Origin of the sequence: Colwellia sp. MB3u-55 (assembly GCF_014076785.1) — a bacterium.
Classification (GTDB): domain Bacteria; phylum Pseudomonadota; class Gammaproteobacteria; order Enterobacterales; family Alteromonadaceae; genus Colwellia_A.
The window spans coordinates 268,264-290,365 of sequence record NZ_JACGUS010000122.1; the positions used below are offsets into that span (position 1 = coordinate 268,264).

Below are 22,102 nucleotides of genomic sequence, written 5' to 3' on the forward strand. Positions count from 1 at the left end.
ACAAGGAAGAGGTTAATATACCTTGTTTATAGCAGTAGGTTGTTTTTGGCCGCATAACGGACCAATTCAGCAGCGTTGGCAACGCTCAATTTATCTAGCACTTTACCGCGATGGTTTTCTGCTGTTTTAACACTTATATCTAATGAACGAGCAATTTCTTTGGTGGTTTTACCTTCAATGATTAAATGAAAGACTTCACGTTCACGATTAGTTAGGTTTTTGTAGGGGTCTTGCCAATTTTCTGCTGGTTTGTTGTATTGTGATGCCAACACACTTGCCGCGTATTGGCTGTAATAGGTTTTCCCCGCAGCTAGTGCTTTTACCGCATCGATGAGCTCGTCACTCGCACTGTCTTTTAATAAATAACCAGAAGCACCCGCTCTAACCATATGAATGACGTACTCTTGTTCTTCATGCATAGTTAGCACTAACACTTTTGTGCCTGGCAGTTGGCCATTTAGGCGTTTAACCGCTTCCATACCGTTCAATCCTGGCATGCTAATATCGATAACGATAACGGTGGGTTTTAATTCCAGCGCTTTGCTCACTGCTTCAAGTCCGTCTGCTGCTTCAGCAACCACCTGAATATCATCATCTTTACTTAATAAACTGACCAGTCCATGACGTAAAATAGTATGATCATCTGCAATAAGAACACGGATCATCGGCCATTCCTCCCCGTTACCAATATCTTTATTTCACAGCCTTGTCCTGGCTGCGAAATTATTGTTAATTGACCACCGAAGGCACTTATTCTATCGCGCATTGCGCCTAAGCCAAAACCCTCAGGACTCGCTTCTTGATCTGCTTTCATTCCTATACCGTCATCTTTTATTTTAATCATTAAAAGATTGTCAGTCGCAATTAAGTTGAGAATAATTTTTTGTGCTTGTGCATGCTTAATCGCGTTGGTCAGCGCTTCTTGTATTACTCGAAACGCTAGGGTTTGAGTATCACTATCTAAAATACTGTCAACTTGATGATGAAATTCAATCGTCGCTTTTTCTGGGTCCGCCATAATACGCACTAACCAATCAAGGGCAGGAATAAGCCCAAGGTCATCTAAAATTCTGGGGCGCATTAAACGAGAAATCACGCGAGTGTCTGATAAGGCTTGACGTGCAAGATCGATACTCTCATCAAGCGCTATACTCTCGTCTCCTTTTTTAACTTGCTGCAGTTGATTAATCAAAGCCGTTAGCAGTTGTCCTACTCCATCATGTAATTCTCGAGCGATATGCTTGCGTTCATCTTCTTGCACTCGCCAAACGCGTTTTGCCAAACCACGCATTTGCTCATTACCCGAATAAAGCTGTTGTGATATTTGTTTTTGCTTTTCATTAAGTTGATTAACCATTTTAGCAATATTGGCATTATTGGCATTATTGGTCATGGCGTGATAACTCCATTAATGAATCATTTAATTCAAAATAGTCTTGAGTTTCTATGAATTTACCAGAGAATTCTGGAGGTAAATTAACCTTAAGATGCATCAGCTTTTTAGTCACTTTTTTATAATATTTTGTTGGGTCTTGTTGATTGACAATCGCCAATTGAGCACGTAAACGATCAAATTGAAAACTGCGCCAATAATCGCCCATTTTTCTTAATAAAATATCGGCTGACCTTAGTGTGGCTTTTAAATCAAACCAAGCTCCTGCAAAATATTGTTGTACGGCTAAAAGCTCTAAATATTCAATATACTGATATTGTTGCAGGCTAAAATCAACGTTAGCTAGTGGGGTCAAATAAACGCTGATATCTTTGTTGCCTTGGTGTAGAGACTGTCTTGCCTGATAAATTAATTGGCGAATATAAATAGATTGATGAGCATGATCTAAAACCCTATTATTTTTATTTTCAATAACCGCTGTCAATAAACTCCCTACCGTCTGACTTTTTAAGAACTGAAATTTACTCATATGTTCTTTATTGCCATGATGCGAAACTATATCGTTTATGTTGGCTAAGTGCTTAGCCGCTTGCTCTTGGTCGCCCAGCTGTAATGACCAATCGGCTAACCATAGACCAAATTCAGCCATAGCTCTAACGTCATTAGCTTTAACAGCCGCTTGATAAGTCACCGTTAACTCTTCAATGCTCGCATAAAAATTACCTTGTAAAAAAGCGAGTTTTGTTAGGTAGCTACGTGAAACGATCGACTCTTCGGTAATATTGAGTTTTTCAGCATCGGTTAAAGTGTTGTTAAACAGGTGATAGGCATTGCGCCAGTTTCCCTTAGCGAGTTCCATCTGCCCCAAGTTTTGTCGTACATGGATAATGCCAATGGGAAATTGTACTTGCTGATATAGCTGCTCTGATTGACGCCAATAAACCAAGGCATGTTCTGGGTCAAGCAACATAAAATAAGTGAAGCCAATATTATTCATACTCTCTGCTTGGAGCATTAAGTTATTGAGTTCAACTCGAATATTTAACGCATGGCGATAATTTTCTAAGGCTGTTTGATACGAAGCTTGCTCTTCAGCCAATTTTCCTAGCTCATTATAAGTATTCGAAAGGCCCTCTTGATCGTCTAACTTCTGATAGATAGCTAAACTTTCTGTTAGGTATTGTTCCGTCTGCTGGTATTCGCCAACCGCTAAATGCATAGCGGCTAAGTTAGTCATAGTGGTCGCTGCATCGGCTAAGTTAGTTAGTTGTCTTCTAATTTTTAACGATTGTTGATAATAATCAAAGGCAAGTTCTGTTTCTCCTAACTGTTCATAAACAACACCAAAGGCATTTAGCGCCTCACCTTCTTGAACACGATTTTTTAGTTTTTTAGCGGTGATCAGTGCCTTAACAAAATATTCATTTAACGCTTTTTCAAAATCACCTTGTAAAAATGCCACTCTACCTAACATAAACCATGCACTAGGATGGTTTGGATCAATTTTTACCACTTCTTGTAATAAGACTTCCATTTTTTTATGTTGTTCAATTAAAAAATAGAACTCTGATAGCATCATCTTAAGTTCAGTGTTGTAAGGAAATGCATTCACTAAGCTTAAATAATCAGCTTGAGCTTGTTCGACTTTACCCGCTAAATCATTTAAGCGTGCACTCGCTAGTTTCGCCGTATAAGAATTAGTGGCGCTTAATGCTATCGCTTGGCTATAAGCCTGTTCGGCTTCCATGAATAAACCTATCGTCAGGTTTAATTCACCTTGTTGCAGCCAAGCTTGCGCAGCAGTAGGTTCTCTCACTAATATTTGGCTTAACACTTGCTGCGCCTGCTCAAAGTCACCCTTTAAAATAAGTGTTTTAATAGGAAATAAATCAACTAAAGGGTTTTCTTCAATCTCAATGGTTTTTTCGGCATTCACTTCTATGTCTAAACGCTGCCTAAATTTATCAACAAAATGTCGAGTCACTTCTTGCCAATCTTTCTTGTCATAAGGAGCTTTTATTAAGGTTTCGCGTTGAATATTAAAACCATCAACAGATACCAACTGAAACTGAATATCTTTAGCCTCAGAACCGGCAATAAAGGTTTGTGGGCTAATAAGCACGTCAATCTGCAGTAAGTCAGATATCAACTCCATATTAGCGTCATCAATGGGAGGTGTAATACCCAGTTGTGCTAATAGCTGGCTTAATCTCGATTGTTCAATCACCCTTAAGTTCTTAATATCGGTTAATTGGTAATTCAAATAGTTAGCAAAAGTTTGATCAAATGCGCCCTCTTGTGTCTGCAAAGGCAATATCGCCACCGCGTAATGATCGACCGCATTGGCTTTAATCGGTGTTTGACGATTCATAAACAAAACCACTGCGATGATAAAAAATACCATCATCGACATAACCGTCACTATTAACCGCTTTTTGCTGATAGGTTTATTATCTTTTTCTGCTAATAAACTAATATATTGATTCTGCGCATGGCTAATATTAGTGGGTCGGGATGCGGGATGCGGAGAAATGAGTGTTAATGACCATGACTTTAGAAAGGTAAACTCTTCTTTAACGGCCTTAAATTTAGGTTTATCTAACAACTTAGTCTGTAAAATTTCATCGACCGAGTGGCCACTAAATGGTAAACCGTGACAACATAATTGAAAGATCACTACACCTGCGGCATACAAATCAGTGGTTAAGTTTATTTTACCGGTTTGTAAATACTCAGGTGGCGCATAATAAGGTGTCCCTGAAACACTGTCAGCGTTACTTTCTTTATTAAAAGCAGACAAGCCAAAATCAGCAATAAAGAGCCGACCTGACTCATCTAACATGATATTTTCAGGCTTAATATCTTTATGAGTAACGCCCGCTTTTTCAGCAAAGGCTAAGCCATCTAATAATTGCTCAATAATTTGAAAAGTTTGTTCAGTTGTGAGTGAATTTGATGCAATAGCTTCTTCTAGACTGCTACCCGAAATCCAATCCATGGTTAAAAAGTGAACATCTTCATCTTGGTAGTATTCATGAACGCGGATAATATTGGGGTGACTTAATTGACGAACCAATAATAATTCTTTTTTAAAATCAGCAATGGTTTGCTTATCTTGACTCAGCGATGTGTTGAGGACTTTAATGGCGATAACGGTATCGAGCTGCTTATCATAGGCGCGGTAAACAAAACCATAACGGCCTTGTCCTTGCAGACTTTCAATTTCAAAACGACCAACAAGACACTCTCCAGCATCAAGCGGCTTAGATAAGGGTATTATTTGAGTCGCATTTAGCTGATCATCATCGCTATGTATTAACTTGGGTGATTTCGAATCGCTCATACAGCCTTTTTACTAATAATATAGTATTAGTGGCACAAATTAAGCAAACTACAGTCTTTTTCGCTAGATGTCCATATCGAGTTCTCATTAAGAATTAGTTGCAATGAATCAATAGATTGTTGCAGCAACATCGCCTGAACGGTTGCTTCGAGTTGTTGGCTCATACTGCTTAAGATTTCTATATCCAACTCGGTCAGCACTTTATCAGACATTTTGCTGTCGGTATAAATAATTCCCACCACTTTATGCTCATAAAACAGTGGGATGCAGGCTAAAGCAGCAATTTTTTTCAGTTCAATGCTTTTACGAGCACTTAACAGTTCATGGCATGAAACATCCATGGCAACCACGTTTTGTCCGCTTTCAAAACAACGTGTTATCGCGCCAACACTGCCTTCAAACTCTGATAGTTTAAAATCATTTCGCTGCATACCATGGGCAATACTCACATTAAGTGAAGCTAACGTATCGCCAAGTAAGACGATACCGCGTTGAGTGCCCGTTAACATGATAATATTTTGCAATTGTTCAGAGAGATTTTGTTTTAAATGCTCGGTCAACGGTATTGAAGTAGGTGTTTGGCTACTCGACAACCGCCATGCATTGTGAGTAATTATCGCATCAACTTGTTTTGACGACTTAGTTTCAAAAAGACAATCGAGTTCGCCAATAGAAATAATCGCGTCATCTTTTAAAGTAGAATGGGTAATGGCTATACCATTAACTTTAGTGCCATTACGACTGCGCTCATCATCGAGTTGCCAAATTTCGTTTAAATGGGCAACTTTAGCATGCTGGCGAGAAACTGTTGGGTGATCAAGCAACAACTCACATTCGTGAGAACGCCCTAAACGGTAACCATTATCTTCATAAAGAAAACTTTCTATCGCTGGTTGGTCCGGATAACAAATTGTAATTTTAGCTGGCATAAGATCACCCTTAATTGAACACTATTTTGTCGATGCTATTTGATTAATCGCAAGCTGAACCGTAAGGTGTTGGCATAAGCCATAAGCTCGCCAGCAACATTATGAATATCTCGACTTGAACGCCAAACATCAGGAATATTTATACCTTTATTATCATTAATACGGCGATTAAAGTCATTAAGCTTACTACTCGCCATATGGTAATTGTTCGACAAAATAAGTTGGTTAATTTCATTTACATCTTGCAGTAACATTGAAAAAACCGCTGCATTTATTTTGGATGAAAAATCATTAAGTGCGGTTTGTAAATCGTTAAATTTTTGGTTAACAACAACCAACGGAGCCCGTAAATCGGCAACAATAATAAATTGTGAGAAACGCCCTGTTGAACCACGTGTTCTATAGCTACCGGCACCCATAGTCATAGTGATATCTTTAAACTCACCATTAAGTGGCGCTTTAAAGAATCGCAGCGGTGTACCCGCGGTATATTCTAAATTATGCGTATGTAAATCAACCGATGCTAATCCTGAAAATGAAAAACCACTGTTCGCCAAAGGCTCAATGGTAATCATCATTGGAAATGCTGCAGAGGGAGAGATATTTAAGCCATCGGGTAAACGGTCAATAAAATCTAATGAGGTAACGTCAATAATTTCTGCCGTTAGTCCTAAACTCTCTTTCGTTAAACCAACTGCATTTTCAAATTGTAGAGTCATATCGGCAGAAATATTGCCTGGTAAATGAATAACCGCCTCGACCTTATTACCTTGTACGTTGACTGACACCGATTCAGAAGCGAATGAGATTGTACTGACCAACATAGCTGTTGATGTTAGTACTAAAGTAAGTAGCTTTTTTATATGCAACATATTTTGTCCTCTGGGTAGTAACCTGACAATGTCATCAGATTATTTTTTACACTGTTCTAACTAGAACCTACGTTGATCTACGTCAATTAGCAAGTTCTATGGTGCTTTTACTAACAACAAAACCAAGCCTAGTAAGGTTGGTTTTGTTATCGATGTTAATTATATAAATGTTAATTGTTAACAGTTATTTACGTAAATATCCATCATATAATCGACTAATGATAATGGCATAATCTCCACGCTTAACAACGCTGGCTGGTTCAAAGTATGCAACAACAGTTGGCGATAGGTCATAAGGTCCTTGTTCAATCGCGAAACGAACCCCGATTAATGACATATCTATTGCAGCCTGCACATAACTTTTTAGCGCTTCATTAATATCGCTTGAGTCCCTAATAGCAATACGTTCACCGTTATATTCAACGGTTATCTCACTACTAAAGTCTTTAACTTGTCTTTCTAATCCGAGTGCCTGTACCAGTGAATAAGCTAACTCTTGTTTATTCACCTTAGCGTGTGGTTGAAAACTATCACCATTAGAGATCATCACCGGTGCTTGGTTTTGTACTCGATCTTTAAGTGCTGAGCCAGTTTCCGTGACGGCATCAACAAAAGGTGCGTGTTTTGCGTTAACATCTGTAAAGACGGTTTTATTATCATTTAAGAAGCCACGGTGCTGCCTAATTGACATACCCATGACTAAATATTGCGCCAGCTCTTTACGTCTTAACTTAGCATCAGGACGATAAGATTGATCGTTTTTACTATCAACTAAACGCTCACTGACCGCAAATTCAATTGCTTTTTCTGCAGGATGTCCGGCAATGTCGTTTAACCCCTCGTAGCCACCTGAGGTTAAAATCGAAATATCACCTTCGATATATTCAGGAATACCAGGACCATTAGTGGTACCTGTTGGATCAGCTTGTACACCTGATAAAGAAGTGATGCCAAAGGCAGATAGTTTCCATTTCCCGGTTTGTGCTGGTGCAGAAACTCGCATGGTGCTACTTAGCACAGGCGTTGTTAAGTTACCAAAATAGACGGTACCGTCTGGAGCTTCCAATTTAAGTTTAACCAGATTGGCCAATGTTTCAGACGAAGCACTTATCCATGCGGCATCATCTTGAACGTTAAATAGATGGACTTCAGGTTCACCTACTGGGGTAAATAAAACGCTAAATGGCTCAGGTGCTTCATCATCAATAATAATCGCATTGGCATTAAATGTATTGAGATTGTTCACCGTTGCACTGTTTTGTTCGTTATAACCTAGGGCTCCAGCAACTGCTGCATATGCATTGACATGACCCGCGCCCACTTCCCAAGATTGGTAACCGGGCATATTAGTAGCGGTTTCTTGAAGAATAGTTTTTATTTGTAAATTGGTTAAATTGGGATTAGCTTCCCACATCAAGGCAATAATACCGGCAACATGAGGCGCTGCCATCGAAGTGCCTGAAATTCTTGTGTAAAATGGTAAGTATTCGTTTTCAATCACGCCAATATCATCGGCACCGCCATTAGAAGCGATATTGGTTTTAGCACGAGTCGAAATAATATCAACGCCTGGGGCAACAATAGTCACTTCATTGATATAAGTCCAAGCTGAACCGTCTGGCATACTAAAATTACCGTTTTCACCACGTTTACCACGCGATGAAAAATCGATTAAATCGCCTTGCTTGGTACTTGCACCAACAGAGATACCCCATGGAATTTGAGCATATGGATTATGCGTGTCTTCGCCTGAACCACTATTACCGGCAGCAAATACCGACATAATACCCATTCTGTGAGCTTTATAAGACGCTAAAGATATTGGACCTGCAGAGTCATATTTACCACTAGAGCCCCAAGAGTTACTCATCACTCGAATGGGCGAGTTAAAATCCCAAACGTGGGTAATAGCATAATCATAGCCGCCCAGCGCATCTAAAATAGAAAGACCCGCGCCCGAGCCATAACCAATAATATCAGCGCCAGGCGCCGCACCTTGGTATTTGCCGCCAGACTGAGTCCCCCAACCGCCGACAGTACCGGCACAATGTGTTCCATGACCAACATTTAAGTCAGTGTTACGTTGACCTTCTAGCCACATACCGTCAAAACCTGTTAAGGAAAGCGCTTGAGCATGGGTAACGCCTTGCACATTTTCAATCACTTTAACGCCATATTCTAAATCATCTAATGTTGCATCGATACCTGAATCATTAACAATAACGGTAACGCCCTTACCCGTGTATTTCATGCCATTGTTACTATCGAATGTGCTAGATTGCAGTTTTTCTACACCTGTTATCTGACGTGCTTCAGCATTATAATATTCTAATGAACGGTTAGCGAATATCGAACGAACACCTGGCATTGCCGCTAAGTGATTAATCTGACTGGCGTTTGCCATCACACCAACAATAGGTAGTGATTTAAACTGTACACCTTGAGTTAAACCAAGGTTTAATAAGCTTTGCAACTGGGTAGTTGTTAATGCATCAAGTTGATCATAGGAAACAACAACCATAGCACTGTCCGTTACTGTCATATTTTGTAATTGTTGCTCTAATTGAGAACCAATTACTGCAGCTGCGGTTGCACTTAGGCTGATACCTGCGATTGACATGGTTAATGCCATGTTCTTTATTGTTGCCTTCATACTTTATATCTACCCGTCTTTAAAAGTGTATTTTATTTACGCTATTATTTGACTAGATTTTGGCAAATAAGACCATCGGGAACAGCCCCTACTTTATATAGGGGAAAACCCCTAGTCGTTAATTTTCCAGATAAGTCATTAAGGAGATTTAAGCGGCGTTCTGTTTTAGCACAGCCATTTTATTCACCCTCTTAATCCATACGCTAATAAATGGCTTTGGTACTTTTAAACACCAAGCCACTACATCTGAAATAACATCACTTGAGACTTAATCAAGCGGACCGTTCAGTCATCATTTTTCTGGTGACCTAAGCTCAAATCAATCCCACTAATGACTCAACCATAAAGCGCTCATCTAACTAATCTCTCGCAACAACAATCGTTTTTTTAAGGATTGTACTTGTAAGGAAGGTAATACCATTACTGTTTTATTGACTGCTTGTTAAAGGTATATGCCTAATATCAGCGCTCATTTATGATGCATTGATTACTTACTCTGTTTTTGCACTCTATGTGTGCGTAATCGTCATTGTGTTGTGCACTAAAAGTCATCCGCGCAAGAGAAATAACAATAAAAGCTTTTAAAACAATGTGATAGATAAAGTAATAATGATGGCACTACCTTTGCTCTACGTAACTCAATCAATGATGAGTATTAAATAAACCTGCTTATTTAATTGACTCAATTTTAGGAGTGGTACATGAGCGGTCAAGAAGGTCTCAATATATTTTCATTCAAAGGTAAGATGAAAGCATTACATATGAGTTGGATAGCGTTTTTCATTACGTTTGCTGTTTGGTTTAACTTTGCTCCCTTGGTCTCAGTTATTGCTGATTCATTAGGGCTAACAAAAGCTGAAATAAAAACATTAATGTTATTAAACGTAGCGTTAACTATTCCAGCACGTGTTGTCATTGGTATGCTCACCGATAAATACGGTCCGCGCTTAACATTCGCGGTTTTGCTTGGTGTCTGTAGTATCCCTTGTTTTATGTTTGCGCTTGCAGATACGTTTGAACAAGCGGCACTTTCGCGCTTCTTAATAGGTTTTATTGGTGCGGGTTTTGTTATTGGAATCCGTATGGTTTCTGAATGGTTCCCCGCTAACGAATTAGGGACGGCTGAAGGCATTTATGGGGGTTGGGGTAACTTTGGTTCAGCCGCTGCTGCCATGTCACTACCTACACTAGCATTAGCCTTTGGTGGTGAAGATGGCTGGAGATACGCCGTTGCTTTTACCGGTGTATTAAGCTTGGTTTTCAGTGTTGTCTGGTATCAAAACGTAACGGATACACCTAAGGGTTCAACGTATTTCAAACCTAAACAAACAGGTGCAATGGAAGTGACCTCAACGGGCGACTTCTTCTTATTACTCGTTATGAAAATTCCTATGTATGGCGCTTTAGCTTTACTCACCTGGAAATTATCACCTGCCGGTGTCAGTTTATTAACAGAACAAAGTGCCGTCATTGCCTACATTAGCTTAGTGGTTTTGTTTGCCATTGAATTAAAACAAACCATTAAAGTAAACGGTCACTTATTTTCAAAACCGGTCGAAGAAATTCATCGTTACGAATTCAAGCAAGTGGCTGTGTTAAATGTGCTTTATTTTGCAACTTTCGGTTCTGAGTTGGCCGTTGTTTCGATGTTACCATTATTCTTCGCTGAAACATTCGAATTAAGCATGGTGTACGCAGCGATGTTAGCCTCTACTTATGCATTTATGAATTTAATGTCTCGTCCTGGTGGTGGTTGGCTATCAGACAAGTTTGGCCGAAAGAAAACCTTATTAATTTTAACAGCAGGTTTAGCTGTGGGTTATTTTTCCATGTCTGAAATCACCGGAGAATGGCCATTAGCCCTAGCAGTAGTAACAGCTATGGCTTGTTCTTTTTTCGTGCAAGCGGGTGAAGGAGCTGTATTTGCAGCAGTCCCCTTAATTAAACGTCGTTTAACGGGACAAATTGCCGGTATGACAGGCGCTTACGGTAACGTGGGTGCGGTGGTTTACTTAACCGTATTAACTATGGTTGATTACTCGACTTTCTTTATGGTGATTGCCGCTACCGCTGTGGTAGGCTTTATTACATTACTCTTTATGGTAGAGCCAAAAGGCACAATGACTGAGGTACGTGAAGATGGCACAGTTGAATTAATTAATGTCGGTCACTAAGCTAACATGACTGTTATCAATACAGACAAGCAAACGCTCCAAAGCACGGTTGTAGATTTACAACTATGCTTTGGTGGTTTTTCTCATAAAGGTTTAAAGGCAGAAAACCAAGACGCTTTTGCTGCTATTGTGCCAAAAAAGCTTGAATTACGCGCTAAAGGCGCGGTTGTGGCGATAGCAGATGGAGTATCGAGCGCAAGTAAAGCCGCTGAAGCTTCACAACTTGCGGTCACTCAATTTATTCAAGAGTATCTTGCTACGCCCGAAACATGGTCTACACAGAAATCTGCCGCTAAAGTATTAAGCAGTTTAAATAACTGGTTGTATTCACAAAGCGGATTTGTTGATGCTCTAGTTAATCAAGACTCGCCTCAATGGCTAACGACTTTTTCAGCGCTTATTGCTAAATCAAACACCGGTTATATTTTTCATGTTGGCGATACCCGTATAACAAAATATCGCCAGCAACAATTAGAAATTATAACCCGTGATCATAATCGTAAACAAATAGGGCAACAGGATTTATTAACACGCGCATTAGGTGCTGATAGCCATTTAGAAGTTGATGTTTATCAAGTCGATTTACAGGCAGGAGATTTATTCATGCTAAGTTGTGATGGTATTCATGACTTTGTTAGTAAAGCTGCTTTTAAAACACTCTTTGATTCATTGCCGTTATCACCCAATAAGTCTGACTTAGAAGCTCTTTCTGAAAAAATTGTTGCCACCGCACTTGAGCGCGGTAGTCATGACAATGTAACCTGCTTACTGGTTTATATTGACGCGATACCGAATCGGAAACTGGCAGAAATTGAACGCGACCTGAGTTCAAAAGCGATCCCTCCGGCATTAAAAGTTGGTCAAAAGCTTGATAATTACCTCGTTAAAAAAATAATACACGCCAGTATTCGTTCACACTTGTATTTAGTCGTCGATGTTAAAACAGATAAGCCTTATGTGTTAAAAGCACCCTCTGCTAACTTTTCAGATGACGCCTTTTATTTACAAGGTTTTATGCGGGAAGCTTGGGTGGGAGAACGCATTAAACACGTTAATGTCATGCGTGTATTATCTGCTAAAAAAGACAGCCAGTTTTTATACCATGTATGTGAATACATTAAAGGTCAAACCCTGGGTGAATGGTTACATGACAACCCTAAACCTAGCATTGCGCAGGTCCGCGATATAATGAAACAAGTGATCGGCGCATTACGATCATTTCAACGTTTAGATTTAGTTCACCGCGACTTAAAGCCCGACAATATTATGATCGATGAATATGGTCAAATTAAATTGATTGATTACGGCACCGTATTTGTCGCTTCACTTGATGAAAACCAAGAAACAATAAAAGAACAAGTGCCACACGGTTCATTAAATTACATTGCGCCTGAAACCTTATTGCATATGCAAGCTGATTATCAAAGTGACCTATTCTCATTGGGGGTTATTTGTTATGAAATGTTATCTGGTGAACTTCCTTACAAACCAATGCAACGTGCTGAAGTCACCATTAAAAATTATAACGACATACAATATCGTAGCATTAAACAGTTTCGACCAGAGCTGCCCTTGTGGTTAGATTTAAGCCTTCAAAAAGCAACAGCTGCAGACCCAAGACAGCGCTATAGAGCCTTTTCAGAATTTTTTAGTGATTTAAATAAACCGAGTTCATCTGCCGTTGAAGAATACAAAAACCAACCCTTGTTAAAGCGTGATCCTATCTTTTTTTGGCAATTAGTATCAACCTTATTGTTTATTGCCTTGATGGTATCTTTAATTAATTAACCCGTTCCCCTTTGCACTTACCGCTGATGATTATGGTGCACACCTCTGGTGCGTTGATGCCTTCACTGCAGTGCAAAATCGCTGTTACAACTCACACCTAAATAACTATCTGACTGAATTTATTGAGAAAACTACTTGGTTCGTTTATTGCTAATAACAAATCATTATCTAATTCTGCTAATACAGCAGTAATTTAAAGAAGTAGGGTTCCAAAAATGAGTACACAACCTCAGAAGATCGTCGTCGTTGGTAATGGCATGGTTGGCCATCACTTTGTTGATGAAATGGCGAAACATGCCGGCTATGAAATTACCGTTCTATCAGCTGAAGACCGTTTAGCTTATGACCGCGTTCACTTATCAGAGTACTTTTCTGGAAAAACTGCTGATGATTTAGCCATGACTACGCCAGCATATTACAACGAAATAGGCGTTAATTTTTTTACCAACGCAAAAGTCACTGATATTGATAAAGCTGCAAAAACTGTTACGACTGAGTCGGGTGACATTTTCGCTTACGATAAATTAGTTATGGCGACAGGATCATACCCCTTTGTTCCCCCTATTCCAGGTAAAGAACGTGACCATTGTTTGGTTTATCGTACTATTCAAGATTTAGAAGACATTCAAGCGTCAGCTAAAGCGGGTAAAGTTGGTGTGGTTGTTGGTGGGGGGTTATTAGGTTTAGAAGCCGCTAACGCCCTTAAAGAACTAGGCCTGCAGACACACGTTGTAGAGTTTGCCCCACAATTGATGGGTGTGCAATTAGACAAAGACGGCGGCGCTTTATTGCGTTCAATGATCGAAGGCATTGGTGTTCAGGTACATACACAAAAAGCCACCAATGAAATTGTCGACGGTGAAGAATGTGTTCACCGAATGAATTTTGCCGATGGAACACATTTAGAAACTGACGTCATCTTATTCTCAGCCGGTATTCGCCCCTATGATAATTTAGCACGTGAATTTGATTTAGCGGTTGGCGAGCGAGGCGGCATTGTGGTTGATAACAACTGTAAAACCTCTAACGAAAATATTTACGCTATTGGTGAGTGTGCTTTGTGGAATAACTTTATTTTTGGCTTAGTGGCGCCAGGTTACACTATGGCTAAAGTGGCCGCAGATAACATTATTGGCGGTGAACAGCAGTTCACTGGTGCAGATATGAGCACTAAATTAAAATTAATGGGTATGGATGTGGGATCGATCGGCGATGCTCATGGCCGTACTCAAGGTTGTAAAAGCTACGTCTATTCAAACCAACCTGACCAAATTTATAAAAAAATAGTGGTCAGTGCCAATGGTAAAGAATTAATAGGTGCGGTTTTAGTGGGTGATACCAGTGAATACGATACCTTATTGCAATACGCCTTAAATGGTATTGAATTACCAGAAAATCCTGACGGTTTAATTTTACCCAGCTCAGGCGAAAAACCCACCTTAGGCGTAGATGCTTTACCTAATACCGCAACTATCTGTTCATGTTTGAATGTCACCAAAGGCGATATTATCGCTGCTATTAATTGTGGCGCCGTTGATGTCGGTGAAGTAAAGTCTTCAACGAAAGCAGGAACAGGCTGTGGTGGTTGTGCCGCCTTATTGAAAAAAGTAACAGATCACGAATTAGAAAAACGTGGGGTAGAAATTAGCACTGACCTTTGCGAACACTTTGCTTACAGCCGTGTTGAGTTATTTCACATTGTGCAAGCAGAACAAATTAAAACCTTTGACCTGTTATTAGAAAAACACGGTTCAGGTCTAGGCTGTGAAATTTGTAAGCCAGCAGCAGCGTCTGTTCTCGCTTCGGTGTGGAACGATTACATATTAAAACCCGACCATGTATCACTGCAAGACACCAACGATGTCTTTCTAGGTAATATGCAAAAAGATGGTACTTATTCTGTCGTTCCCCGTATGCCAGGCGGTGAAGTAACCCCAGATAAGTTAATTGTTATTGGTGAAGTCGCTAAAGAATATAACCTCTATACCAAAGTAACAGGCGGCCAACGTATCGACTTATTCGGCGCACGTGTTGACCAATTACCGGCGATATGGAAACGCTTAATTGATGCAGGTATGGAAACTGGTCATGCCTATGGTAAATCGTTACGTACGGTTAAATCTTGTGTTGGCAGCACTTGGTGTCGTTACGGCCAACAAGACAGCATGGCAATGGCCATTTTCTTAGAAGATCGCTACAAGGGCTTGCGTTCTCCTCATAAAATTAAGTTTGCGGTTTCGGGCTGTACACGCGAGTGTGCTGAAGCACAAAGTAAAGACATTGGTATTATTGCTACTGAAAACGGCTGGAACTTATACGTCAGTGGCAATGGCGGCATGAAGCCTCGCCATGGCGACTTATTCGCGACTGATTTAGATGATGAAACCTTAGTGAAATATATCGATCGTTACTTAATGTTTTATGTGCGCACAGCAGATCGTTTAACCCGTACTTCTGTCTGGTTAGAAAACCTAGAAGGCGGCTTAGCCTACATGCAGAAAATAGTTAAGGACGATCACTTAGGGATTAATGCTGAATTAGAAAAGCAAATGCAAAATGTCGTTGATACCTATCAATGTGAGTGGAAAACAACCATCGAAAGTGAAGAGCAATTAAAGCGTTTTCGTCAGTTTGTTAACTCTGACACTGTCGATGGCAACATCGAATTCGTTACTGAGCGTGATCAAATTAGACCCGCTCAAGGTGATGAGAAAAAATATGGCGTTCAAATTCAAGCCGTTGATTTAACACCTTCATAAATACGTTTACGAATAAGGAAAATAAAATGACAACAGAAAATAGCTGGCAAACCATTTGCTCAACCAGTGATTTAATTAAAAATTCAGGTGTTTGTGCATTATTAGCAAACAAAGAACAAGTGGCTTTATTCCAAGTAGGCAAGGACACCGTTTATGCTATTTCTAACTTTGATCCCTTTGGTCAAGCAAACGTTTTATACCGTGGTTTAATTGGTGAAACTAAAGGTAATATTTACGTTGCTTCACCCTTATTAAAACAGCGCTTTGTTTTAAATTCAGGAGCCTGTTTAGATGATGATACCTTAGCGATTAAAACCTATGAAACACGCGTTACTGATGGAAAGTTAGAAATATTTGGTTAAGGATTTTATCCTTTATTTTCATAAAAATCCTAGCAAAGTCAACAATGCTGGGATTTATATTTTTTTACCATTCATCATTAAATTTAAGCCTAATATGACTCACTTAGCATCGGCTACAAAAATGTCAGCATACGCGAAGATTAGTTATCCCAATCCTACATGCTAACGTGTTTAAAACAGTTAATACTGGAAGAGGTTATTTTGGTGCATCTCTGCATCAAAAACTAATAAAAACGAGTATAGAAAACAAAAGTAAAAACTTAACCAATTGATATTAAATAAATTAAACTTCTGGTGTGAATTATGCTTTAATATTCTAAATATACTTAATTCTTGATTTTAATTTGAATAAATTGAAAAATAAAACCTTGTCTTTGCCTAATAAAAATACCATACATCAGGATGTTCCTTCAGGATTAAAAGTATTGCTTGCCGAAATAAACCATGCAAAAGCAAAGGTATTAATGAGCGTACTGATAAATGAGCAATATGATATCTATCATGTTGCTCATTCTGGCGTACCTTTATTAAGAGATGTTAAACAGCTAAACCCAGACGTTATCATTATTGATATAGAATCTCCAAACAGAGATATGCTTGAAAACCTTAATAAAATTTCTCAATTCGCCCCTAAACCTATCGTAGTTTTTTCAGAACAACAATGTGCCAATACTACCATTAATCAGATGGTCAAATCAGGGGTTAGTGCTTATGTGGTAGGGGAAGTTAACCAAACAAGAGTGAAGTCAATTATTGATGTGGCTATTGCGAGATTTGAGCTTTTTCAAGGACTAAAACAAGAACTTGCTGACACTAAACAAAAATTGTCTAGTCAGAAAAGTATCGATAAAGCTAAACGTTGGTTAATGGAAACAAAACAACTGTCTGAAATAGATGCGTATCACTTCATTCGAAAAATAGCGATGGATAACAGCCAAAAAATGGATGATGTTGCCAAAAATATCCTTTCTGTTGCTAGCATTTTTTAGATATTTAAAGACGTGTTAAAAAATTGTAGAGAATATCAATTATGCTTAATATTGAAAAAAAAAATATAACCCTTGGCTTTATGCCATTAACAGATAGTGCCCCCTTAGTCATTGCTCATGAAATGGGATTTTACGAAAAATGGGGGCTTAACGTAAACCTAACCAAACAAAATTCTTGGGCCACATTAAGAGATAAATTGCATAGCGGAGTTATTGACGCCGCCCAAATGTTAGCCCCTATGCCCATTGCCTGTAACTTAGGTTTACACGGACAAAAGTCAACCGTGATTGCCCCAATGATATTGAGCCGTAACGGTAATGGCATCACGTTATCGACTAAACTCTACCAAAAAATATTATTACAACACAATACCAATGAGATCAGTATGCCATTTTCGGCCAATATATTGAGACATGAAATAGAGCAACGAAAAAAAGAAGGTAATAAATTAACCTTCGCTGTCGTTTTTCCTTATAGCTGTCATCATTATCAACTTATTGAATGGCTAAAGAATAGTGATATCGATCCATCAGACATTAATTTATTAATTGTACCTCCTTCAAACATGGTGCCTTCTATGCATTCAGGGGATCTTGATGGATTTTGTGTCGGTAGTCCTTGGAATGCTAAAGCGGTTCGAGAAGGTGTTGGCATCACAGGTGTTACTTCTTCTGACTTATGGGAAGATTCACCTGAGAAGGTGCTTGGATTAATGTCTGATTGGCAAGTTAAGCACCCAGAAACAACATTTGCCTTAATATCTGCTTTATATGAAGCATGCCAATGGCTTGAAAATATTCCCAATCGCTTTGAAGCAGCGAGGTTATTGAGTCGTGCAAAGTATTTAGACACACATATCGACGTAATTGCGCCTTCATTAATGGGAAGTTGCCTAACCCTTAACAATACATCACCACGTAAAGTAGAAAGTTATCAACAATTTTCGACATTAGGTGATCCCACATTCAATAGGCCAGCACATCATTACGTTGAAAACATTGCCAAATTAATGCAAGCGTGTGGGCACATAAACAGACAACAAATAACGGATCTAGACATTGCTTCGATCTACAGGGAAGATATTTATCAAGCTGCTATATACAAGAATAAGTAGAGCCTTTATTAAAATGGAGTATCTGCCTGCAGCTCTATAGACACCAAAATAGTGCAAATACTTATCACTGTTGGAGCAAAGTATTTAATCATAAACACATAAAACAAAGTAAACCACTGATTTTAAATACAATTAATAAATGGCACTAATTGTGCTTTATAGTTAATAGCGTTTTCATGTTCATTCAATCAACAGCGGTTGTTTTAACGATAAAGTGAAAATTGACTCAAAACTTATTTCGTTAAAACTAATCGCACTGCAACGACGTAGTCATTGTTAGTTTGGCATTGAAGCCCACAGTACTCGGATTGTATCCGAAGTACTGTGGGCTTTTTTATTTGGAGAAAGGTATGTTGAAAACAACTTTAAAAAATGAATATAAAAAATTATGCCGTACTGTAATTGCAGGACTATGTATTTCTGGCTCCCTACTGACTTCGTCTTTACAAGCAGCAGAGCTAGGCTACCCAGAAAAAGAAGAACTTAAATTTGGCTTTATTAAATTAACTGACATGGCCCCCATCGCGATTGCTTATGAAAAAGGCTTTTTTGAAGATGAAGGACTATACGTCACGATTGAATCACAAGCGAACTGGAAAGTATTGCTTGATGGCGTTATAGATGGTCGTTTAGATGGTGCTCACATGCTTGCTGGCCAACCCATTGCAGCAACGATTGGTTACGGGACTAAAGCTGAAATCATTACACCTTTTTCAATGGACTTAAATGGCAATGCGATTACTGTTTCTAATGAAATTTGGAAGCAAATGAAGGTCAATATTCCTAAGCAAGCCGATGGAAGACCTGTTCATCCGATTAAAGCGGATGCCTTAAAACCTGTTGTAGAAAAGTATCTTGATGAAGGTAAACCTTTCAACATGGGTATGGTGTTTCCAGTGTCGACACATAACTACGAGTTACGCTATTGGTTAGCGGCTGGTGATATTCATCCTGGATTTTACGCTCCTCATAAAGGTGATACATCAGGAAAGATTGACGCACAAGTGCTGTTGTCAGTAACCCCTCCTCCACAAATGCCAGCCACAATGGAAGCCGGCACTATTTATGGTTATTGTGTAGGTGAACCTTGGAACCAACAAGCCGTATTTAAAGGCATTGGTGTGCCGGTCGTTACCGATTATGAAATTTGGAAGAACAACCCAGAAAAAGTATTTGGTATTACTAAAGCCTTTGCTGAAACATACCCAAATACCACCATTCGTTTAACACGCGCACTAATTCGTGCCGCTAAATGGTTAGACGACAACAATAATGCTAATCGTCCAGAAGCAGTGAAAATTTTATCTCAGTCAAACTATGTTGGTGCTGATTACGACGTTATCGCAAACAGCATGACAGGGACTTTCGAGTACGAAAAAGGTGATGTCCGTTCAGTACCTGACTTCAACGTATTCTTTCGCTACAACGCCACTTACCCTTACTACTCTGATGCTATTTGGTATTTAACACAAATGCGTCGTTGGGGACAAATTAGCGATGACAAACCTGATAGTTGGTACAAAGATATTGCCGCACAAGTTTATCGTCCTGATATTTACATGGCTGCAGCGCAATCATTAGTTGATGACAAGTTATTGTCTAAAAGCGACTTTTCAGACTTAGTCGGTGAAGACGGTTTCCGTACTCCTCAAAAACACTTTATTGACAACATTGTTTATGACGGTACTCAACCAAACGCTTATATAAACAAGTTTAAAATTGGCCTAAAAGCTGGTGACAAACTTTAGAACCTTGTCGTATTTTAGCCAGTACTTTACTGAGTAGTTATGCGCCGTCAATTAACTGGCAGCGCATAAAGGAGAACAAAAATGACGGCTGTAATTAATAAAAAAACATTAGGTATTGTGCCAATGAGTAATAACAAAATAATCGGGTCCTTTATTTCAGAAAAGGCACAAGCGTTGATATTACCTATGGCCGGTATCTTCTGTTTTATGCTGCTATGGTCGTTTACGGCAAGTAGCATTGATACTTCGCTCGGAAAATTCCCTGGACCCAGTGCAGTGGCTACTCAAGTAGTTAATTTAATTGATGAGCATAATGCTGAACGCGACAAAGAAGATGCTTTTTATATTCGCCAGGACTTACGAAATAAAGTGCGTATGGCAAAAGATCCAAGCTATCAAGCTAAAATACGAGTTTATACTGGTAAAGAAACATTTTTAGACCAAATATTCACCAGTTTAGTGACGGTAATTAGTGGCTTTTTAGTGGCTGCTGTTGTTGCTATTCCCTTAGGTATTGCCATTGGTTTAAGTAAAAATTTAAATACGGCAATAAACCCTATTATACAAATTTTTAAACCCGTATCTCCTTTGGCTTGGCTACCGATAGTAACCATGGTAGTCAGTGCACTTTATGTATCCCCTGATCCTATGTTTGCTAAATCATTTATCACCTCTTTAGTCACAGTCACTTTATGTAGTCTTTGGCCTATGGTCATCAACACTTCTTTCGGTGTGGCCTCAATAAATCAAGACTGGGTAAATGTCAGTAAAGTATTAAGCCTGCCTAAACACGTGCATATTCAAAAAATTGTTTTACCTGCTTCCATTCCTGCCATTTTTACTGGCATGAGAATGTCATTAGGTATTGCTTGGATGGTACTTATTGCAGCTGAAATGCTGGCACAAAATCCAGGGTTAGGAAAATTCGTTTGGGATGAATTCCAAAACGGCAGCTCGCAATCTCTTAGTCGCATTATGACCGCAGTATTAACCATAGGTCTTATTGGCTATATGCTTGACAGAACCATGCTGCAACTGCAAAGAATGTTGTCTTGGGACAAATCAAGCTCACAACTTTAGCCAATATAGGATTAAGGAAATCACATGAGTATTATTTTAGACATCAGCAAAGTAGATATGGTATTTCCAACCCCTAAAGGCGACTTTACCGCGTTAAAGGGTGTTGATTTACAAATCAAAAAAGGTGAATTCATTTCACTTATAGGTCATTCAGGTTGTGGTAAATCAACCGTATTGAATATTGTTGCCTGTTTGCACAGAGCAACATTAGGTGGCGTATTATTAAATAACAAAGAAGTAACAGAACCCGGCCCTGAACGTGCTGTTGTTTTTCAAAACCATTCATTATTGCCTTGGTTAACCGCCTATCAAAATATTGAGTTAGCGGTAAAACAAGTTTTCAAAAATAAAATGTCTTCAAGCGAAATGAAAGAATGGATCGAACATAACTTACGTTTAGTTCATATGGATCATGCAAAAGACAAGCGTCCTGACGAAATTTCGGGCGGTATGAAGCAACGTATTGGTATTGCCAGAGCCTTAGCAATGAAACCAGAAGTACTTTTGATGGATGAACCTTTTGGTGCGCTCGACGCTTTAACGCGAGCTCATATGCAAGACTCATTAATGGAAATTCAGCAAAAGCTTAACAACACCGTCATCATGATCACCCATGACGTAGATGAAGCTGTTTTATTATCAGATCGCATTGTCATGATGACCAACGGGCCAGCCGCGACAATAGGCGAAATATTAGACGTCAACTTACCTCATCCAAGAAACCGTTTAGCGCTAGCAGAAGATGTTGAATATAACCGGTTGCGCTCAGCTGTTTTAACTTTTTTGTATGAAAAACAAAGAAAAGTTGAAGTTATTCCTACAGCTAAAACAACTGAAAAAGCTGAAGTAAAACAAAAGACGTCCAGTGTTGCTTAATACATTTCGCTAAATTGAAAA

At 39.1% G+C, this 22,102-nt stretch carries 15 protein-coding genes; 9 read left to right on the forward strand and 6 right to left on the reverse strand.

The window, feature by feature from the left end; all coding sequences use genetic code 11:
- Positions 1 to 26: 26 nt before the first annotated feature.
- The 6 genes from H4J66_RS17415 to H4J66_RS17440 form a co-directional block, all read right to left on the reverse strand.
- A complete protein-coding gene (locus H4J66_RS17415) occupies positions 27 to 665 on the reverse strand; it encodes a response regulator transcription factor (RefSeq protein WP_070374702.1) in 639 nt (212 codons plus the stop codon).
- Entirely contained in the window at positions 662 to 1,393 is a 732-nt protein-coding gene (locus H4J66_RS17420; protein WP_182176203.1) for a sensor histidine kinase, read from the reverse strand. Before H4J66_RS17420 ends, H4J66_RS17415 begins: the two co-directional genes overlap by 4 nt.
- On the reverse strand, positions 1,383 to 4,736 hold the full coding sequence (locus H4J66_RS17425) for a serine/threonine-protein kinase (protein WP_182176204.1): 3,354 nt from the start codon (positions 4,734 to 4,736) through the stop codon (positions 1,383 to 1,385). Before H4J66_RS17425 ends, H4J66_RS17420 begins: the two co-directional genes overlap by 11 nt.
- A gap of 26 nt (positions 4,737 to 4,762) precedes the next feature.
- A complete protein-coding gene (locus tag H4J66_RS17430; RefSeq protein WP_182176205.1) occupies positions 4,763 to 5,665 on the reverse strand; it encodes an FHA domain-containing protein in 903 nt (300 codons plus the stop codon).
- A gap of 35 nt (positions 5,666 to 5,700) precedes the next feature.
- The gene (locus tag H4J66_RS17435; RefSeq protein ID WP_182176206.1) at positions 5,701 to 6,537 is read right to left on the reverse strand and encodes a DUF6689 family protein; all 837 of its coding nucleotides are present in this window, start codon (positions 6,535 to 6,537) and stop codon (positions 5,701 to 5,703) included.
- A 184-nt stretch (positions 6,538 to 6,721) separates the two neighbouring features.
- On the reverse strand, positions 6,722 to 9,190 hold the full coding sequence (locus H4J66_RS17440) for a S8 family serine peptidase (RefSeq protein ID WP_182176207.1): 2,469 nt from the start codon (positions 9,188 to 9,190) through the stop codon (positions 6,722 to 6,724).
- Positions 9,191 to 9,891: 701 nt separating this feature from the next.
- On the opposite strand from H4J66_RS17440, the gene H4J66_RS17445 reads away from it, so the two are divergent.
- The 9 genes from H4J66_RS17445 (at position 9,892) to H4J66_RS17485 (ending at position 22,081) form a co-directional block, all read left to right on the forward strand.
- Positions 9,892 to 11,364: a NarK family nitrate/nitrite MFS transporter gene (locus H4J66_RS17445; protein WP_182176208.1), complete on the forward strand. Its 1,473-nt coding sequence runs from the start codon at positions 9,892 to 9,894 to the stop codon at positions 11,362 to 11,364.
- 6 nt (positions 11,365 to 11,370) lie between these two features.
- On the forward strand, positions 11,371 to 13,152 hold the full coding sequence (locus H4J66_RS17450; protein WP_182176209.1) for a bifunctional protein-serine/threonine kinase/phosphatase: 1,782 nt from the start codon (positions 11,371 to 11,373) through the stop codon (positions 13,150 to 13,152).
- Between the two features lie 215 nt (positions 13,153 to 13,367).
- Positions 13,368 to 15,911 (forward strand): nitrite reductase large subunit NirB, encoded by a 2,544-nt coding sequence (gene nirB / locus H4J66_RS17455; protein WP_182176210.1) that lies wholly within the window; start codon positions 13,368 to 13,370, stop codon positions 15,909 to 15,911.
- A gap of 26 nt (positions 15,912 to 15,937) precedes the next feature.
- Positions 15,938 to 16,273: a nitrite reductase small subunit NirD gene (gene nirD / locus H4J66_RS17460; RefSeq protein WP_182176211.1), complete on the forward strand. Its 336-nt coding sequence runs from the start codon at positions 15,938 to 15,940 to the stop codon at positions 16,271 to 16,273.
- A gap of 344 nt (positions 16,274 to 16,617) precedes the next feature.
- A complete protein-coding gene (locus tag H4J66_RS17465) occupies positions 16,618 to 17,262 on the forward strand; it encodes an ANTAR domain-containing response regulator (RefSeq protein WP_220463340.1) in 645 nt (214 codons plus the stop codon).
- A 41-nt stretch (positions 17,263 to 17,303) separates the two neighbouring features.
- Positions 17,304 to 18,377: a CmpA/NrtA family ABC transporter substrate-binding protein gene (locus tag H4J66_RS17470; RefSeq protein ID WP_182176212.1), complete on the forward strand. Its 1,074-nt coding sequence runs from the start codon at positions 17,304 to 17,306 to the stop codon at positions 18,375 to 18,377.
- A 350-nt stretch (positions 18,378 to 18,727) separates the two neighbouring features.
- Positions 18,728 to 20,125: a CmpA/NrtA family ABC transporter substrate-binding protein gene (locus H4J66_RS17475; RefSeq protein ID WP_220463341.1), complete on the forward strand. Its 1,398-nt coding sequence runs from the start codon at positions 18,728 to 18,730 to the stop codon at positions 20,123 to 20,125.
- A 123-nt stretch (positions 20,126 to 20,248) separates the two neighbouring features.
- Complete coding sequence (locus tag H4J66_RS17480; RefSeq protein ID WP_259369185.1) at positions 20,249 to 21,205, forward strand: ABC transporter permease; 957 nt, start codon at positions 20,249 to 20,251, stop codon at positions 21,203 to 21,205.
- Positions 21,206 to 21,229: 24 nt separating this feature from the next.
- The gene (locus H4J66_RS17485; protein ID WP_182176214.1) at positions 21,230 to 22,081 is read left to right on the forward strand and encodes an ABC transporter ATP-binding protein; all 852 of its coding nucleotides are present in this window, start codon (positions 21,230 to 21,232) and stop codon (positions 22,079 to 22,081) included.
- Positions 22,082 to 22,102 lie beyond the last annotated feature (21 nt).